The organism is Mesorhizobium loti, from assembly GCA_014189435.1.
GTDB classification, from domain to species: domain Bacteria; phylum Pseudomonadota; class Alphaproteobacteria; order Rhizobiales; family Rhizobiaceae; genus Mesorhizobium; species Mesorhizobium loti_G.
In genome coordinates, this window is record CP050293.1 from 2,767,513 (window position 1) to 2,784,130 (window position 16,618).

Annotated in this window: 17 protein-coding genes, 1 tRNA gene and 2 pseudogenes; 10 read left to right on the top strand and 10 right to left on the bottom strand. The window is 61.2% G+C overall.

Annotated features, from left to right (window positions below):
* Window positions 1-6 precede the first annotated feature (6 nt).
* On the bottom strand, window positions 7-834 hold the full coding sequence (locus HB777_13430; protein ID QND68770.1) for a sterol desaturase family protein: 828 nt from the start codon (window positions 832-834) through the stop codon (window positions 7-9).
* Between the two features lie 108 nt (window positions 835-942).
* Window positions 943-1,836, bottom strand: a complete 894-nt coding sequence (locus HB777_13435) for a LysR family transcriptional regulator (protein QND64788.1) — start codon at window positions 1,834-1,836, stop codon at window positions 943-945.
* Between the two features lie 154 nt (window positions 1,837-1,990).
* Between HB777_13435 and HB777_13440 the strand changes: the two genes are divergently transcribed.
* Entirely contained in the window at window positions 1,991-2,644 is a 654-nt protein-coding gene (locus HB777_13440; protein ID QND64789.1) for a hydrolase, read from the top strand.
* Window positions 2,645-2,796: 152 nt separating this feature from the next.
* Window positions 2,797-2,926 (top strand): annotated as a pseudogene (locus HB777_13445) (IS481 family transposase).
* Between the two features lie 45 nt (window positions 2,927-2,971).
* On the opposite strand, the gene HB777_13450 reads toward HB777_13445, so the two are convergent.
* The 6 genes and pseudogenes from HB777_13450 to HB777_13475 form a co-directional block, all read right to left on the bottom strand.
* A tRNA-Ser gene (locus tag HB777_13450) sits at window positions 2,972-3,061 on the bottom strand.
* 97 nt (window positions 3,062-3,158) lie between these two features.
* Complete coding sequence (locus HB777_13455) at window positions 3,159-3,527, bottom strand: tyrosine-type recombinase/integrase (protein ID QND64790.1); 369 nt, start codon at window positions 3,525-3,527, stop codon at window positions 3,159-3,161.
* 75 nt (window positions 3,528-3,602) lie between these two features.
* Entirely contained in the window at window positions 3,603-4,430 is an 828-nt protein-coding gene (locus HB777_13460; protein QND64791.1) for a hypothetical protein, read from the bottom strand.
* An 83-nt stretch (window positions 4,431-4,513) separates the two neighbouring features.
* Window positions 4,514-5,224 carry a pentapeptide repeat-containing protein gene (locus tag HB777_13465; protein QND64792.1) on the bottom strand — a complete coding sequence of 237 codons (711 nt, stop codon included), beginning with the start codon at window positions 5,222-5,224 and terminating at the stop codon, window positions 4,514-4,516.
* 115 nt (window positions 5,225-5,339) lie between these two features.
* Window positions 5,340-5,677, bottom strand: a pseudogene (locus HB777_13470) (site-specific integrase).
* A gap of 32 nt (window positions 5,678-5,709) precedes the next feature.
* Window positions 5,710-5,883, bottom strand: coding sequence for a hypothetical protein (locus tag HB777_13475; GenBank protein QND64793.1), 174 nt, complete (start codon window positions 5,881-5,883; stop codon window positions 5,710-5,712).
* Window positions 5,884-6,466: 583 nt separating this feature from the next.
* On the opposite strand from HB777_13475, the gene HB777_13480 reads away from it, so the two are divergent.
* From HB777_13480 to HB777_13510, 7 genes are all read left to right on the top strand, one after another.
* Entirely contained in the window at window positions 6,467-7,699 is a 1,233-nt protein-coding gene (locus HB777_13480) for a septal ring lytic transglycosylase RlpA family protein (GenBank protein ID QND64794.1), read from the top strand.
* 103 nt (window positions 7,700-7,802) lie between these two features.
* Window positions 7,803-8,969 (top strand): D-alanyl-D-alanine carboxypeptidase, encoded by a 1,167-nt coding sequence (locus HB777_13485; protein QND64795.1) that lies wholly within the window; start codon window positions 7,803-7,805, stop codon window positions 8,967-8,969.
* A gap of 142 nt (window positions 8,970-9,111) precedes the next feature.
* Window positions 9,112-9,786 carry a dTMP kinase gene (locus HB777_13490; GenBank protein ID QND64796.1) on the top strand — a complete coding sequence of 225 codons (675 nt, stop codon included), beginning with the start codon at window positions 9,112-9,114 and terminating at the stop codon, window positions 9,784-9,786.
* Entirely contained in the window at window positions 9,783-10,838 is a 1,056-nt protein-coding gene (locus HB777_13495; protein ID QND64797.1) for a DNA polymerase III subunit delta', read from the top strand. The genes HB777_13490 and HB777_13495 overlap by 4 nt, the downstream gene beginning before the upstream one ends.
* A gap of 84 nt (window positions 10,839-10,922) precedes the next feature.
* Window positions 10,923-12,473 (top strand): methionine--tRNA ligase, encoded by a 1,551-nt coding sequence (locus HB777_13500; protein ID QND64798.1) that lies wholly within the window; start codon window positions 10,923-10,925, stop codon window positions 12,471-12,473.
* Window positions 12,473-13,285 carry a TatD family hydrolase gene (locus tag HB777_13505; protein ID QND64799.1) on the top strand — a complete coding sequence of 271 codons (813 nt, stop codon included), beginning with the start codon at window positions 12,473-12,475 and terminating at the stop codon, window positions 13,283-13,285. Before HB777_13500 ends, HB777_13505 begins: the two co-directional genes overlap by 1 nt.
* A gap of 3 nt (window positions 13,286-13,288) precedes the next feature.
* Window positions 13,289-14,107: an MBL fold metallo-hydrolase gene (locus tag HB777_13510; GenBank protein QND64800.1), complete on the top strand. Its 819-nt coding sequence runs from the start codon at window positions 13,289-13,291 to the stop codon at window positions 14,105-14,107.
* Window positions 14,108-14,120: 13 nt separating this feature from the next.
* On the opposite strand, the gene HB777_13515 is transcribed toward HB777_13510, so the two are convergent.
* Window positions 14,121-14,888, bottom strand: a complete 768-nt coding sequence (locus tag HB777_13515) for a GNAT family N-acetyltransferase (protein ID QND64801.1) — start codon at window positions 14,886-14,888, stop codon at window positions 14,121-14,123.
* 346 nt (window positions 14,889-15,234) lie between these two features.
* A complete protein-coding gene (locus tag HB777_13520; protein ID QND64802.1) occupies window positions 15,235-15,723 on the bottom strand; it encodes a RidA family protein in 489 nt (162 codons plus the stop codon).
* A gap of 192 nt (window positions 15,724-15,915) precedes the next feature.
* Between HB777_13520 and HB777_13525 the strand changes: the two genes are divergently transcribed.
* A complete protein-coding gene (locus tag HB777_13525) occupies window positions 15,916-16,602 on the top strand; it encodes a TetR family transcriptional regulator (GenBank protein ID QND64803.1) in 687 nt (228 codons plus the stop codon).
* Window positions 16,603-16,618 lie beyond the last annotated feature (16 nt).

Here is a 16,618-nt window from a genome sequence, read left to right on the forward strand (position 1 = left end):
GAAGGTTTAGCCGATTCGAGGCGAAAAGCCTTCCGGTGGTGTTTCCGTGCTCGGCGCTGCTTGATTCGATGACTTCCTGCGAGGCAGGAACGGATAACCGACCTGGCCGAAATAGGTGGAGGGGATCGGATCGTCGACGCCGTACTTCTCCGGCACCTTGTCGCCGGTGGGATTGTAAGTTCCGAACAGCATGTCGAGGACAGGCAACTGCCCTGCAAAATTCTTGTCATAGGCTTCACGTTGGTTGGCATGGTGCCAGCGATGGAACTGCGGGCTGGCGATCAGCCACTTCAAAGGGCCGAACGGAATGCGCACGTTGGAATGAACAAGCATCGTGTGGCCAAAGTAGATCATCGAGAAAAGGGCGATCGAGGCGTCGGAGAAGCCGAGGAAATAGACCGGCGTCAGCGATACTGCCTTCGTGACGATGATGTCGACCGGGTGATTGTGGAAAGCACCGAGCCAGTCCAGTTCCTCGATGCCGTGGTGAACTGCATGAAATTTCCAAAGCGCGGGGATTTTGTGGAAGGCCCGATGTGCCCAATAGACGCCGATGTCGGTGATCACGATGATTTCCGCAACCTGCAGCCAGACGGGCTGACCACTGACGGCTTGCGTTATCGCTTGCGGGACCAGGATCGCAGCGGCGCCGAGGGCACCGGCCGCTATCATGACGATGGCAACTTTTACGATGAAGCCGTTGAACAGCAGATAGATCAGGTCAACAGCCAGACCCTTGCGAAAAATCTTCTGCGGCCGCTCGGCAAACAGATGTTCGAACGGAATGAAGATCAGCGCGCAGATCAAAAGTGCCTTGATACCAAAGATATCCATCCATTCGCCCCGGCGCGCCGTCTGCGCCTCTGAGAAGAACCACATCTCCCTTTCCAAAGGGCTAAAGGCTCTGCCGTTTTTGCGTAAGGGCGCCGACGCGTTCGTGTCCTAGCCGTCAAGCCCCCAAAGATCCGGGTTGCGTTTGAAATATTCAATCAGCATCTCGGTGAGCACCCGCACTTTCCGCGTAGGATGCTGACCAGGCGGGCGGACGACATACGCGGCTCCCGGAGGCACCGGATAGCGTGTCATGATCGGGACCAGCGCACCGGAGGCCACATATTCATGTGTGATGCAATCGGGGAGCCAGGCGATGCCGAGACCTGCCGCCGCCGCAGCGGCAAGCGCCGTGGCGCTGTCGGCCTTGAACCTGCCCTGCGGCTGGACCGTAACAATCTTGTCGCCATCCATGAACTGCCAGGCTTCCGTTCCCTGCATGAGGGCCTGATGGGTGACGAGTTCGTCCGGAGTCTCGGGTGACACGTGCGCTTTGATGTAATCCGGGCTCGCGACAAGCTTTCCATGGATCGGCCCGACGCGCTTCGCGATTAGGTTTGAGTCCTGAAGGTAGGCGCCCCGGATCGCGCAATCGAAACCCTCTGCGATGAGATCGACGAAGCGATCGCTGTAAGAAGTATGGATGTGAAGCTTCGGGTGCAGACGCGCCATTTCCGCTAACACGGGGGCGAAATGGGTCGCGCCGAAAGTAAGCGGCATGGCAACCCTCAGGCGGCCGCGCAGCTCACCGGCGGGGAGGATCGTTTCCCTAGCCGTATCGATCTCGGCGCTGGCTCGGGCCGCATGGTCTCTGAACGTGATGCCCGCTTCTGTGAGCGAGGCGCCGCGGGTCGTTCGTGCAAGCAGCTGGACGCCAAGTTCCGCTTCAACCCGAAAGAGCCGCCGACTGACGATTGACTTGGAGACGCCTAGGCGCCGCGCGGCGGCCGATACGCCCCCTGCATCGGCCACTGCGACGAATGTCTGTAGATCTTCGATGTCCAACTCGGCGTTCCTCGTTTCGCGACACAGCTTGCCTGAATATAGCACTACCGCATCACCAAGAGGAACAGCAAATTGCTTCCAGGCAACGTCGCCCGCCGGCGCATGTCTCCCATGAACCCATTGCCGTCCATCGCGACGGAGAAAGGATGTCTTTATGACCTTTCGTAACGGCCTTGATTCACTTCTTCGCCCCGAGGATTCGGTCCTCGTTCTGATCGACCACCAGCCTTACCAGCTCGCAAACCTGAACAGCCACGATCCGCACATGGTGGTCAACAACACGACCGCGCTGGCGAAGCTAGCAAAAGCCTTCAATGTTCCGACCATTCTCACCAGCGTGATCGCGGCGCGCGGTGGACTTCTCTTTAAGCAGATCACCGAGGTATTTCCGGACCAGGAAGTCATCGATCGCACCTGGGTGAACACCTGGCAGGACGAGAATGTGGTGAACGTCGTCAAGGCGACCGGCCGCAAGCAGCTGATCATTGCCGGCCTGTGGACCGAGGTCTGCGTCGCAATGCCTGTGATCCAGGCAGCCGGCGAAGGCTGGGACGTGACCGTGATCACCGACGCGTCGGGCGGGATTTCGAAGGAGTCTCACGAAGTTGCCATCCAGCGGATGATCGCGGCCGGCGCGAACGTGATGACCGTGATGGCGCTCGCTGGCGAATGGCAACGCGATTGGGCGCGCACCGAGCATGTCGAGGAGCTGACCGAGATTCTCATCCAGCATTTCGGCGGCAGCGGCATCGCGTACCTCTGGGAGCAGCAGCTGCTCAACACGCCGGCGCCGAGCACCGCGGGCTGAGCTGGATGGGGTGACGAAAGTTTTGAGCGATCCAGCGCCAACACGCTGACTGCTTATCGAGCCGCGTCATCCCCGCTCCACAAGACGGCCGCCCATGCCTGAATGCAGGGCGGCCGGCATGATCAACGACCACTTCCTCCAGCCATTATCCAGGACAGAGGCTCGGTATCACCGAGGTCGACGACGCATTTGGCTCTTGATCTCGGATACATCGACCTGGAACAGAGGACCTTGCAACCAATCGACAACCCGTTCGGCACGAGGTTGTCACCCATGTCTTAGGTACAGACTGGTACCCATGTCTCTGGGTCGGGCACACGTGGCAAATGGCGGAGGAAGTGGGATTCGAACCCACGGTGAGCTTGCACCCACGCCGGTTTTCAAGACCGGTGCCTTAAACCGCTCGGCCATTCCTCCATTGTGATTTTTCAACCACTTAGGTAGTGCGCTGCCGGCTGGTCTTAGCCTGTTGGCACCGGATTGGCACCGAAGGCGTTCCCGACTGGTTCGCGCTTCATTCCTGTAGTGCGGCATTGAGGGCCGCGTCAACCACCGCAGCGGCACCTTCCTGCTGTCCTGGTAACAGGTGAGCATAAATGTTCAGCGTGACCGACGGGTTGGCGTGGCCGGCTCGGGCCGACACCACATGCACAGGGACGCCGCCGCGCAACAGGTGCGTAATGTGGGTATGCCGGAGCCCATGGAAGGTAACTTGGGGAACGCCCGCGGTTTCGGCTTCTCGAGCGAACTCCTTCGAGAACGGGCGAGGGGTCCGAATGCGGCCGTCCCATGTCGGGAACGCCAGATCCTTCTCGTCCTTGCCCATGCCAAGCTTCAGGCGGTGCTCGGCCAGTTCCTTGCGATGCCGTCGCAACTCGACCACGAGCCGCGCGGAGACGTATAGCGCCCATACGATGCTGAACAGCGGGCAAAGGGTGAACGCGCGCTGGAACGGCGCCTAGCGAAATTGTGAGATCAGAAGCCCTTCGAAGTCTTCTAAGCCATGCACTCTGAGAACGCGAACCCCATCAGCATCTGCGTCTGTTTCGAAGAAGATGACGCCACGCAAAAAACGCTGCAGTCGCTTAACATCCCCATTCGGAGCAGCAACGATCCACAAACCTCCACCGCTGACTCCCCCGTATGTCGTTGGGTGGCGTTCAACGTCGATCACTACGCTAAGGATGACAAAGTCATCGATCTCGGCCAATCGCTCCGGTTCCGAGCAGTAGCCAGCGATGGCGGTAAATCCAGTGCGCTGGGGCGCGCCATCTTCACCGGCGGGAACCTCGACGCGCGTCTCGGCCACGACGCCAGTTGCGATGTATTCCAAAGCTAGACCGTTCGACGTCAGACCCTTTATCTCTCGTTCGCGGTCTAAATTGTAAAAGGAGCAGCCCCGCGCGTGCATGGCGTTCAACGCGTCCGTGTCGAAAATCTGAAGGAAGCCTAAGTCAGGAACCACAGCGCCGGACACCCAGCCCGGGGCATAAACCTTCTTGGTCAGTCCTGCGTCGATCTTTGCCTGCTGAAAGCTGTCTTGTCTGTTGAATGTCAAATATCCCAGCTTCCCTGTGTCGGGCAGATCGTCGAGCACATGCGCTGCGGTCAGCACACCGAATTTATCGCCTGGCATCCTCACCAAAGTGCCGGAACCAAGGGAGTGATGCTCGCGTGCAATTTCGTTGTTGTGATCTCTGATCGAGATAAAGCCAATCAACGATGTCGTTGCCAAGACGGCAAATGGATCGTCCGATGCATCGGGCAAGCTGAAAGGTTCTTCCATCGTCCGAACCATTACGCGCAAGCTTCGCCCCCGCAAGGGCGCGCTTGACGATTTCAGCCCCCGGCAGCGACACGGCGCCGAGCCTATGGCTCGCTACAGGGCCAGTCTTCAGGCCTCGTCAAGCCAGAAGGCAACTCGGTCCGGGCGTCTCCGCAAGCCATGTTGAGCTGCCACTGGGATAGACCCGCCGAATTGGAAAGATCGAGGCCTTCGATACGGGTCAGAAAGAAAAAAGCGCGGTCAAAGTCTATCGGCGCGGTGAACGTCGCTCCTCGGAAGTCCGCCCGCGCGAGATTGGCAAACGAAAAGCGGCTGCCGCTGATATCGGCGCCATTGAACTGCGCTCGCCCCAATTCCGCCTTTGTGAAATCAACATTGGTCAGATTGGCGTCCTGGAAATTCGAGCGCTGCACTTCCGCGCTCGTAAACACAGCGCCCTGCGCGTCCATATGGCTGAAGTCGGTCCTGTAGGCCTCGATTTTGTCGAACCGGGCGCCTTTGGCGGTCGAGTCGGCCAGGGAAGCACGCACAAGCGTTGCCTTCTCAAAATTTGCCGCAAGGAGATTGCTGTTCCTGAGGTCGGTCGAAGTGAAATCAACACCGATCAGGTTCGACCCGCTCAGGTCCTGTCCTTTTAGGATGAGAAGCTTTTTGTCACAGTCCTGCCAATTGACGCCAGGCGTCGCGGCTGCGTCGCAATTTTGAGCGGCAGTGGCATTCTGCCAAGCAAATACAATGCAAACCGCTAGAACCAAGCCGGATGTGCCGTAAGCTCTGGTTCGTCTCAAAGTCATTGTTGCTGGACCTCTGCTCCTCGCCGACAATCAACCTTACCACATCTGCTGACACTCGAAAGCGACAGCATTTTCCCGCCAATCCCGCCTAGTCCCCACAGCCAAATGAAAAGCCCGCCACGGTGCGCGCCCGCCCTGACTTCGGCTCCTTGTACTTCACGCTGTCGTTGGTCTGCTCCGCGCTTTCCTCGATCGACATCTGCCGGCGATTGTCTCCAAGCTCCAGGTGGCGCCAGCGAAGGGCAAGGATTTCGCCGCGACGCAAACCGCACGTCACTGCCAGCAGGATCGGGATAAACATCCGCGTCGGCCGAAGGGTCTCAAGCAACGTGGCCGTCTGGCTGACGTCGTAGGCGAGCATCTTTTGTCGTTCGATCTTGGGCGCGGTTGTTTCAATGCAGGATTGCGAGACAGCCTCCCCCACGTCACGGCCTGGCCGAGCGCTTTGACCAGTCCAGTGGCTCAAACAGCATTGTCATTTGGGGCTATCGATCTTGTATGGCGGCCTCGACCAGACGTCGAATCCTGCCGGACCGCTCAATGTTTTCGGCCACCATCTTTTCCGTGCGTTCAATCGCGAGCTCGGCCCGTTCGATGCGCTGCTTGGCATTGGCGACATCGGACGCCATCCCGATTCCGTGGGGTTTGATGGTGTTCATCATGAGCTTCAAACATATGGCGGGCGGAATCGTTCCTTGATGTCGGGCGAAGCGGGTGCCGCGTGACCGATCCGCTCGACATCCTCGCCGATCATCTGCAAGGCCTCGCCGACCAGAGAAAGCACTCAGAACAGCCAGCGAACGACTTGCTACGCTTTTTGCAACGCAACGCTACGGGATGAGACGGGGCATTGTCGCACAATAGGCGCCCGTGGGTGGCGTAACGCCTTGACAGACAAGGACTTAGCAGTCGCGGTCCACTGCTCTAGTGTGCCCGACAAAGACCTGTCAACCGGCAGACAGTGCCCGGGAGAAGCGAAGCCAAGGCGCTCTGTGGCCGGAGCCACTACATGAGCCTCGCGCAGAAGAACGACAAGCGGTGACTTTTCAGGGTGCTCCGCACGGCGGCGACGTCACAATCTTGCCTGGTTCCGGCCACAATCGGTTAATACCGTGATAAACAATTCCTGCGCACAAAGGATCGGGGTTTTAGGCGTCGTTAGCATTTGTCGGGTGAGTGTTTTGGCTCCTCTGATGGTTGAACGCGGCGCCTTGAGTTGAGACTGAAGGGGACATCAGGAAAATGCAGGCTGTGACGCACCCGCGTCTTCGTCGCGCTGCTACAGTCGCGTTGTTGGCCGTGTCGGCCGCCTTGCTGGCGGCTTGCGCGTCGCAGCCTGAGCCCAAAGCGATGGTCTACAAGAAGACCCGCTCCAAGGAATACTTCGCCGAATCCGAATATGGCGTGAAGGCAAGCCCGCGTGTGTTCTCCCAGAACGGCCGCATCCAGCGTGGCGGCGGCAGGGATCAGCTCGGCAAGCCCTATCAGGTCCGCGGCAAGTGGTATTACCCGAAGGAAGACAAGCGCTACGCCAAGGTCGGCCTGGCCTCCTGGTATGGCGATGCCTTCCACGGCCGGCTTACCGCCAATGGCGAAGTCTACGACATGACCCATCTGACGGCTGCGCACCCGACCATGCCGCTGCCAAGCTATGCCCGCGTCACCAATCTCAAGACCGGCAGTTCGGTCATCGTTCGCGTCAACGATCGCGGCCCGTATCACGAGGGCCGCATCATCGATGTGTCGGAGCGCGCCGCGCAAATGCTTGACTATGCCAACATCGGCACCGCTCAAGTGAAGGTCGAGTATGTCGGCCGCGCACCGCTCGACGGCGATGACGACCAGTATCTGATGGCCTCCTACCACCCCGGCAACAGGGCACCGGATCCGTCGGACGGGCTGCCGACCGGCGTCATGGTCGCCATGAACGGGCCGTCGCCAAGCCTGCCTGCCGGCACCGCTGCCGTGCCGTTTCCGGGTCAGTTGACCGATTCAGGCTCGGTCCAGCCGGTGATGTCGGCGCAATCGCCCGCCTTTGGCGATCTGGCGTTGCCCGATTTCGGCCCGATCGTACCGGAGCGCCCGGAAATCGGTCTGCCGCGGCAATCACCGTTTGCGGTGGCCTCGCTGTCCTATGCGGACGAGCGGGTGGAACGCGCCTCCAATGCCCTTGCCGCGCTGGGTGGCGATGGCATGTCGCCTGCCGACGTGCTCCAATCGTGGAAGCGGCAGCCGCCACCGGCCGGTCTATCCACCGACTACGTCGCGGCTGGTTCGTTCGAGGATGCAGCGGAGGCCAGGCGCATCGCCGCTCAGCTTGCCGCGTATGGCAAGATCGAGATCCAGCGTTCGGAACTCGATGGCAAGGATTGGTATTCGGTCAATCTCTATCCCGATGGCCACCGCAATCTGGATGATTTGCTGCAGGCAGCCTGGTCGCACGGCGCGCCCGATGCACTGGCTGTGCGCAACTGAGCGCAAGCCGGGTCGGATTTCCGCTGCGCGGTTGATCCGCCGCGGGAAAAGCCTGATACTTTTCGCGGGCTTGCCGGCCGTGCCGGCCAACGGGTCGAATATCATGCAATTGCGCTTGCTCCCGCCTCTCGCCGGGCTTCTGGTTTTTGGCCTGCTGCTGTTGTCCCAGGCTCCAGCCCGTGCGCAGCTTTTCGAGACCAAGGCCGCGCAGGTCTTCATGATCGACGCCGAGACCGGTACGGTGCTGTTTTCGAAGGATGCCGACAAGCCGATACAGCCGGCCTCGATGGCCAAGCTGATGACCATGGAGGTGGTGTTCGACGCCATCAAGGCCGGCCGCCTGAAGCTCGACGATACGTTCGTGGTCAGCGAAAACGCCTGGCGCAAGGGCGGCGCGCCTTCGGGAACATCGACGATGTTTGCCAAGCTCAAATCATCGATGCGGCTCGATGACCTGATCCAGGGCGTGACCGTGCAGGCGGCCAATGACGGCTGCATCGTCATCGCCGAAGGCATGTCCGGATCCGAAGAAAATTTTGCCGCGCAGATGACCGAACGCGCCCGCCAGATCGGTCTCAAGACCTCGACTTTCGTCAATTCGACCGGCCTGCCGGCGGATGGGCAGCAGACGACCGTGCGCGAGCTTGCGCAGCTTGCTGTGCACCTGTGGCGCGATTATCCGGATTTCTATCGCTATTACAGCCAGAAGGATTTTACCTGGAACAAGATCTCGCAGAGGAACCGCAATCCGCTGCTGGCGATGGACATCGGCGCCGACGGCCTGGCGGTCGGCGCGAGCGAGGCGTCGGGTTTCGGCATCGTCGGTTCGGTCAGCCACAACGGCACGCGGGTGATCGCGGCGATGAGCGGACTGGCCAACGACAAGGAGCGCGCCGAGGAGGCGCGAAAGCTGCTCGACTGGGGCGTCCGCTCCTTCGAGAAGACCGAGATCTTCGCCAAGGACGAAGTGGTCGGCGAGGCCCAGGTTTTCGGCGGCGCGAAATCCGGCGTGACGTTGAAGGCCAAGGGCCCGATAGACATCTTCCTGCCGATCACCAACCGCGACAAGCTGACGGCCAGGATCGTCTACAACGGCCCCATTGCTGCACCGGTGGAGGAGGGGCAGCCGGTGGGGGCGCTGCGCGTCTGGATCGGCGACACGCTGAGCCAGGAGACGCCGCTTTTCGCCGCCGAATCGATCGGCGTCGGCACGCTGCCGCAGCGCGCGCTCGATGCCGTCAAGGAACTGGCGATCGGCTGGCTGCGCTGATGCATGTCGCTCAAAAGTGGCCCCGGTTTTGGCGGGAACGACATGCATAAAAGCAAAAAATCGATGGCATGGACGTTTTCCCGAACGCGGACTATCTAGAGCGCTACATCAATCCACTCATCTAAGGATAAAGGCCTCTCGATTGGCGCGCGGATTTTTCATCACCTTCGAGGGCGGCGAAGGAGCAGGCAAGTCGACGCAGATCGAGCGGCTGGCCAGGAAGATGCGCGCCAAGAAATATGATGTCCTCCTTACCCGTGAACCGGGCGGCTCGCCGGGCGCCGAAGCGGTCCGGCACGTGCTGCTTTCGGGTGCCGCCGAACCGTTCGGGCCGAAGATGGAAGCGCTGCTTTTCGCCGCCGCGCGGTCCGACCATGTCGAGCAGGTCATCCGGCCGGCGGTCGAGCGTGGCTCCGTCGTGCTTTGCGACCGCTTCCTCGATTCCTCGCGCGTCTACCAGGGCGTCACCGGCGGTATCGACCCGGTGTTCATGGATACGCTGGAGCAGGTCGCCATCAACGGCATGATGCCGGACATGACGCTGATCTTCGACATCGACCCGGCGGAAGGCCTGAGGCGCGCAACGCTGCGGCGCGGTGCGGACGCAGACGCCGACCGCTTCGAAAAGGAGACGCTGGCGATCCACCAGGCCCGCCGCGAGGCGTTTCTGGCGATTGCGGCGACCGAGCCGGAACGCTGTATCGTGGTCGATGCCGCCGCCGATCCCGATGCGGTCGAGAATGTCGTCACCGCGGCCGTGTTCGCGGCGCTGGAGGCAAGAACGCCGGCGCGCGACAGGCAGGCGACACCGGCATGATTTTTGAGCGCATCGCGCCCGAGCAGCACGACACGCTGGACGGCGTGCCCGAGCCATCCGAAACGCGACGTCTGGTCGGGCACAGCCAGGCCGCTGATATGCTTACTGCTGCCTATCGCGCGGGAAAGCTGCCGCATGCGCTGATCTTCTCCGGGCCGGTCGGCATCGGCAAGGCGACACTCGCCTTCCATCTTGCGCATCACCTCCTGAAGCACCCGAATTTCGCCCAGGCGCCGGAAAGCCTTGCCACTCCCGATCCGGCTTCGTCGCTGTTTCGCCAGATCGCCACCGGGGCGCATCCCGGCGTGCTGCATCTGACCCGGCCGCCGAACGACAAGACCAAGAGCTTCAAGACCGTCGTCACCGTCGATGAAATCCGCAGGGTCAACCGCTTCCTGTCACTGACCTCGCATGACGGCAGCTACCGGGTCGTCATCGTCGACCCGGCCGATGACATGAACACCAATGCCGCCAATGCCTTGCTGAAGAATCTCGAAGAGCCGCCGGCACGGACCCTGTTCGTCCTGATCGTCCATGCGCCGGGCAGCCTGCTGCCGACGATCCGGTCGCGGTGCCAGGTGGTGCGATTGACCCCACTCGACGCCGACGAGCTGATGGCGGTGCTGGAAACGGCGGAACCGCCGCCGCCCGACGATCCGGCGGCGCGCGCGGCACTCGTCGAGCGGGCAGGGGGCAGTGCCCGCAACGCCATCCTGTTGACGCAGTATGGCGGGCTGGAGATCGCCTCGACGCTCGACGCCCTGGTCGCGGGAAGAAAGAGCGATGTCGGCGGCGCTTTTCGCCTTGCCGAAGCCGTGGCCGGCCGCGACCAGGCGATCCAGTTCGATATCTTCAACCGCCGGGCGCTGGACCTGTTGTCGGACGCGGCAAGCCAGGCAGCACTGGCGGGCGATCTCGAACGGGCCAAAACACTGTCGGACACTTGGCATGAGGCGCTGGACGCTATATCTGAGACTGACACCTACAATCTAGACAAGAAGCAGCACGCTTTGACCATGATCGACCGCCTGAATTCTGCGATGCGAATGTGACGGCTCCACCGGGATGGCAAATGCCGCCCCGATGCGATATCCACCGCCACGCCTTTCCATTCAGACATTCATGACGGTTCATTCATGTCACGCGACAGATTCTACATCACCACCCCGATCTTTTATCCGAACGGCAAGCCGCATATCGGCCACGCCTATACGGTCATTGCAACCGACGCGCTGGCCCGCTTCCAGCGCCTGGACGGCAAGGACGTGTTCTTCCTGACCGGCACCGACGAACATGGCCTCAAGATGCAGCAGACGGCGGAGAAGGAAGGCATAACGCCTCTGGCGCTGGCCGACCGCAATTCGGCGATTTTCCGCGCGATGACCGAGGCGATGGGCGGCTCGAATGACGAGTACATTCGCACGACGGAACCGCGCCACTACGAATCCTGCCAGGCGATCTGGAAAGCGATGGCCGCCAATGGCGACATCTATCTCGACCGCTATAGCGGCTGGTATTCGGTCCGCCAGGAAGCCTATTTCGACGAAGGCGAGACGACGCTCGGCGAGGATGGCGTGCGTCGCGAACCGCTTGGCTCGCCGGTCGAATGGAACGAGGAAGAAAGCTACTTCTTCCGGCTTTCCGCCTATCAGGACAAATTGCTGGCCCTTTATGAGAGCCAGCCTGATTTCGTAGGGCCGACCGAACGCCGCAACGAGGTGCTCAGCTTCGTCAAATCCGGGCTGAAGGATCTGTCGATCTCGCGCACGACCTTCAAATGGGGCGTGCCGGTGCCAGGCGACGACAAGCATGTGATGTATGTCTGGGTCGATGCCTTGACCAATTACATCACCGCCGCCGGCTATCCCGACACAAAGGCCGAGCAATGGCGCTATTGGCCGGCCACGCATATCATCGGCAAGGACATTGTCCGCTTCCATGCGGTCTATTGGCCGGCCTTTCTGATGTCGGCCGGCATCGAGTTGCCAAAGCGCGTTTTCGCGCATGGCTTCCTGTTCAACCGCGGCGAGAAAATGTCGAAATCGGTCGGCAACGTCGTCGATCCGTTCACCATGGTCGAGCACTACGGTCTCGACCAGGTGCGCTACTTCTTCCTGCGCGAGGTGCCGTTCGGCAACGACGGCAGCTACAGCCATGAAGCGATCGTCAACCGCACCAATGCCGATCTTGCCAATGGTCTCGGCAACCTGGCGCAGCGCTCGCTGTCGATGATCGCCAAGAATTGCGGCGGCGTGGTGCCGCAACGCGGCGAGCTGACGGAGGCCGACAGCGCGATCCTGGACCAGGCCGCCGCCGCTCTCGACACCGCACGCAAGGCGATGGCCGAGCAGGGCATCCATCTGGCGCTGGCTGCGATCTTCGGCGTGGTGGCGGAGGCCGATCGCTACTTCGCCGGCGAGGCGCCATGGGCTCTGAAAAAGACCAACCCGGCGCGCATGGAAACCGTGTTGTGGACGACCGCCGAGGTCGTGCGTCGCGTGGCGGTGCTGTGTCAGCCCTTCGTCCCGAGCTCGGCCAGCAAACTGCTCGATCTGCTTGCGGTCCCGGCGGATAGGCGCGATTTCGCGCATGTCCATGCGGACCATGCGCTGGTGCCGGGCACCGCGTTGCCCGTGCCCGAAGGGGTGTTTCCGCGCTATGTCGAACAGCCGGACGCGAAAATCTGATGCTTGTCGACAGCCACTGCCATCTGGATTTTCCAGATTTCGCCGAGGAGCTGGCTTCCATTGTCGCCCGCGCCAAGGCGGCCGGTATCGGCCGCATGGTGACGATCTCGACGCGCGTGAAGCGGTTTCAGCAAATCCTTGAAATCGCAGATACTTTTGATGAGGTATACTGTTCGGTCGGCACCCATCCGCACAATGCCGAAGAAGAGCTGGACGTGACGTCAGCCGATCTGGTGCGGCTGGCTGCCCACCCCAAGGTGGTAGCGATCGGCGAGGCCGGCCTAGACTATTTCTACGACAAGGCGCCGCGCGATTCACAGGCGCAGGGGTTTCGCAATCACATCGCCGCCGCACGCGAGACCGGGCTGCCGCTGGTCATCCATTCGCGCGATGCCGATGACGATATGGCTGCTATTCTCGAGGACGAAACAGGGAAGGGCGCCTTCCCCTTTATCCTGCATTGCTTTTCCTCCGGGCGCCGACTAGCCGAGGTGGGCGTCGTGCTCGGTGGCTACGTGTCCTTTTCGGGCATCCTGACCTTCAAGAATTCAGCTGAGTTGCGCGCCATTGCCGCCGATGTGCCGCATGACCGCCTGCTGGTCGAGACCGACGCGCCCTATCTGGCGCCCGTGCCGTTTCGCGGCAAGCGCAACGAGCCGGCCTATGTCGCCCATACCGCCAGGGTGCTGGCTGAAACAATCGGCGTCGGCGAGGCTGAAATCGCCGATCTGACGACGAACAATTTCTTCCGCCTGTTCGGCAAGATGCCGCGACCTCCCGAGCAAAATGCTTGGCCCGAGCAAAGTGCCTGAACGATGACTGACCGCCTGCGCCTCACCATTCTCGGCTGCGGCTCGTCGCCAGGTACGCCGCGCATCACTGGCGACTGGGGCAATTGCGATCCGGAGAACCCGAAGAACCGGCGCATGCGCACCGCCGCGCTCGTCGAGCGGATCGCGGCGAATGGCGGCCGCACGACTGTCGTCATCGACACAGGACCGGATTTTCGGCAGCAGATGCTGCTGGCCAGCGTCAAACGCATCGACGCGGTCGTCTACACGCACCCGCATGCCGACCATATTCACGGCATCGACGATCTGCGTGGTTTCGTCCTCGATCAGCGCCAGCTGATCGATGTCCATGCCGACAAGGCAACGATGCTTCGGCTGCGGGAAGCGTTCAGATATTGTTTCGAGACGCCGCAAGGCAGCTCCTATCCGCCGATCGTCAAGCCGCATCTCATCGACCACGCCAGGCCGGTTGTCATCGAAGGAGAGGGGGGTGCCCTCACCCTCGAGCCGTTGCCGCAGATCCATGGCGACATCATATCGCTCGGCTTCCGCATCGGCGCGCTCGCCTATTGCCCTGACATCAGCGGCTTTCCGGAGACCACCGCCGACCGGCTGCGCGGCCTCGACATGCTGATCATCGACGCGCTGCAGTACCGGACGCACCCAAGCCACCTGTCCCTTGCAGAAGCGCTTGAATGGATCGAGCGATTGGCGCCGGGACATGCCGTGCTGACGCATATGCATGTACCGCTCGACTACGCCACGGTGATGGCCGAGACACCAGCCAACGTCGAGCCGGCCTATGATGGGATGGTGATCGAAATCCCTTACGAATCAGCGTGATGCGAATAGACCTTCATGAGGGCTTTCGGCTCCTTGGCGCAAATATCAGCAGCGTTCCGATCCGCTCGTAGCCCATCCGGGGATAAAGCAGCGCCCCGGCATGGGTTGCAGCCAGCACCGAGCACCTCGACCCACGCGCCCGATCGTCGTGCAACATTTTCGACATCAGAGCCTGGCCAATGCCGCGACGCCGGTGCGAAGGCTCGACATACATGCTCGAACACCACGTGGCTCCCACGGCATCCAAGCTGCGCACGCGCCCGACGATATCGGCGCCATCGACTGCCGCATACTGACGGAACGGAGCGCTGTCGCCGAGCAAATCGACCGCGATCGGCTGCCTGCGGATGATCTTTGCCAACTGCGCCGCCCGTTCGGCTGTCCGCACGCGTTCGACCGAAGCAACAGCAACCGCTGGCGGGCTCGGAATCCGGCGCAATCGGTGGACGAAAAAGCCTTCGGTCCGAAGCAGCCGGTAGCCGAGAGCTTTGTAGGCGGTTCGTGTCGGCCCGTCCGGATCCTCGTTCGCGACCACAACGGAAATGGCAAAGCCCGGCCGTGCATGCTGCCGGACCATGGCGTCGGCCTCGTGAGCAGCGACGTCGTGGACGACCCATTCTTCGCCGCGGTAGTCGCGAGGATTCTTGCGCTCGGCGTCGCGCATCAGCCACAAGGGTCCGACGCGGCTGGCCTCGTAAGGAAAGGTGCGGCTTCTGTCGGCGCTGAAGCCATGCACGAACACGCCGACGGCCGCTTCGATCTCGCTGTTTGCCATCTTCATTTCGACAGCCTAGCGTTGGCTATCCGCTCAAGGCAATACGCTACAATTGGCTCAAGCCTATGAAAATCAGAAGCAATTTCCAGTTCCTGGCCAACGCGTCAGTTCCATAATCTATCTTATGCGACTTTCTGGCGTGGTGGGCCGTATGGGATACGGCGGTCCCCGACTTCACGTCTCCGGTTCCCGTCAACACGAAATCTGGCAAGGAAGTTTGGCGGCTTCAACCTGGAGGCTTCGAAATGGCCGTCCGATATTGTCGGCGCACAGCTGTCGGCAGCGCGCTCGACTCTTTTCAATTCGAGCGATCGGGTCAACTCGAGCGATCGGGCCAAGAGCGCCGCCCTTGCTATTCCAGAATGACGGTGGCTTCCACCTCGAAGAGCATGGGGTCGATTGCGAGCTTGGGAACGGGAACCAGAGTTTGCGCCGGCAGCGTCTCGCCGAACATTTCCTTGACGTTCCTGGTCAACACCTCGAGCTTGGACATGTCGTGGTCGACCACGAAGATCGTGAGCTTGGCGACCTGATTGGGTCTGGCGCCGATCCCGTCGAGCGCGGTGCGCAAGTTTGCGTAGGCCTGCGCAACCTGGACAGCGAAGTCGGGCGACAAGCCGCCCATGCTGTCCTGGCCGCCCTGCCCGGAGATGTAAGCCACCCGGGCTCCGCGGGGCGTGATCACCGCCGTGCTGTAGCCATTCGGCGACGGGTCGTAGAGATTCTGCGGATTGACGATGGTCAGCTTGAGATCGTTCCCAGTCGCTGTCGCCGCAGTGGAAACTGCCATGGTCATGATGATTAGCCCTCCGGTAAGCAGATGCTTGATTGCGCGTGACATGATTTTCCCCTGGCGCCGCGGACGCGAACAACGCACTCGCGGCCGGCATGATTGAACTTTAACCAGATCGCCAATACGGTGAATCGTGCGATGTACGAGTCATCGTATGGTACACCGTACTAGTCAAGCTATCAGCGTCGACATTCCTGACGGTGCCTGCCAAAATCGACGTTCGGCCAGCAAGGAAGACAGATGGCAGCCAAGCCCCGCAGTGCCAGCAAACGATCGCAACGGACAAAGCTCCAACCCGTGCAGGAAGCGAGCGGTGAATCGCCGCTCTCTCGGGACCGTATCGTGGCGACCGCGGTGGAGCTGCTGGACGCCCATGGCATAGACGGATTGACGATGCGTCGGCTGGCCGATCGCCTCGGCTCGGGCGTGATGAGCCTGTATTGGCACGTCGACAACAAGGAGGATGTCTTTGATCTGGCGCTCGATTCGGTGCTCGAATATCGCGGACCGCCTGAAACAGTTGAGTCTCAAGACTGGCGCGGAGACGTCGTTCATATGCTTGAAGACTGGCGTGCCATTATGTTGCGCCATCCCTGGTCGGCATCGCTATTGCCGCGCCGGGCGCTTGGCCCGAACATCCTCAGTCGCCTGGAACTGCTGAGCAAGACCTTGTCCAGAGCCGGTGTAGCGGACGCAGATCTGAACGTCGCGATATGGTCGCTCTGGAACTATGTGATGGGCGCCACCGTCACCCGGGCGAGCTTCGACCTCTCGGACGACGAGAGGGCCGCCGCGCAGCAGCGCCTTACAATTCTCAGCGAACACTACCCGACAATCGAACACTCTCGTCTGCTGTTGGATAATGATTGGGATGGCGCCTTCCGGAAAGGCCTCGACTTCCTGCTCGATGGCCTCTCGCCAAGATAAGGTTCCGATTCGCGGT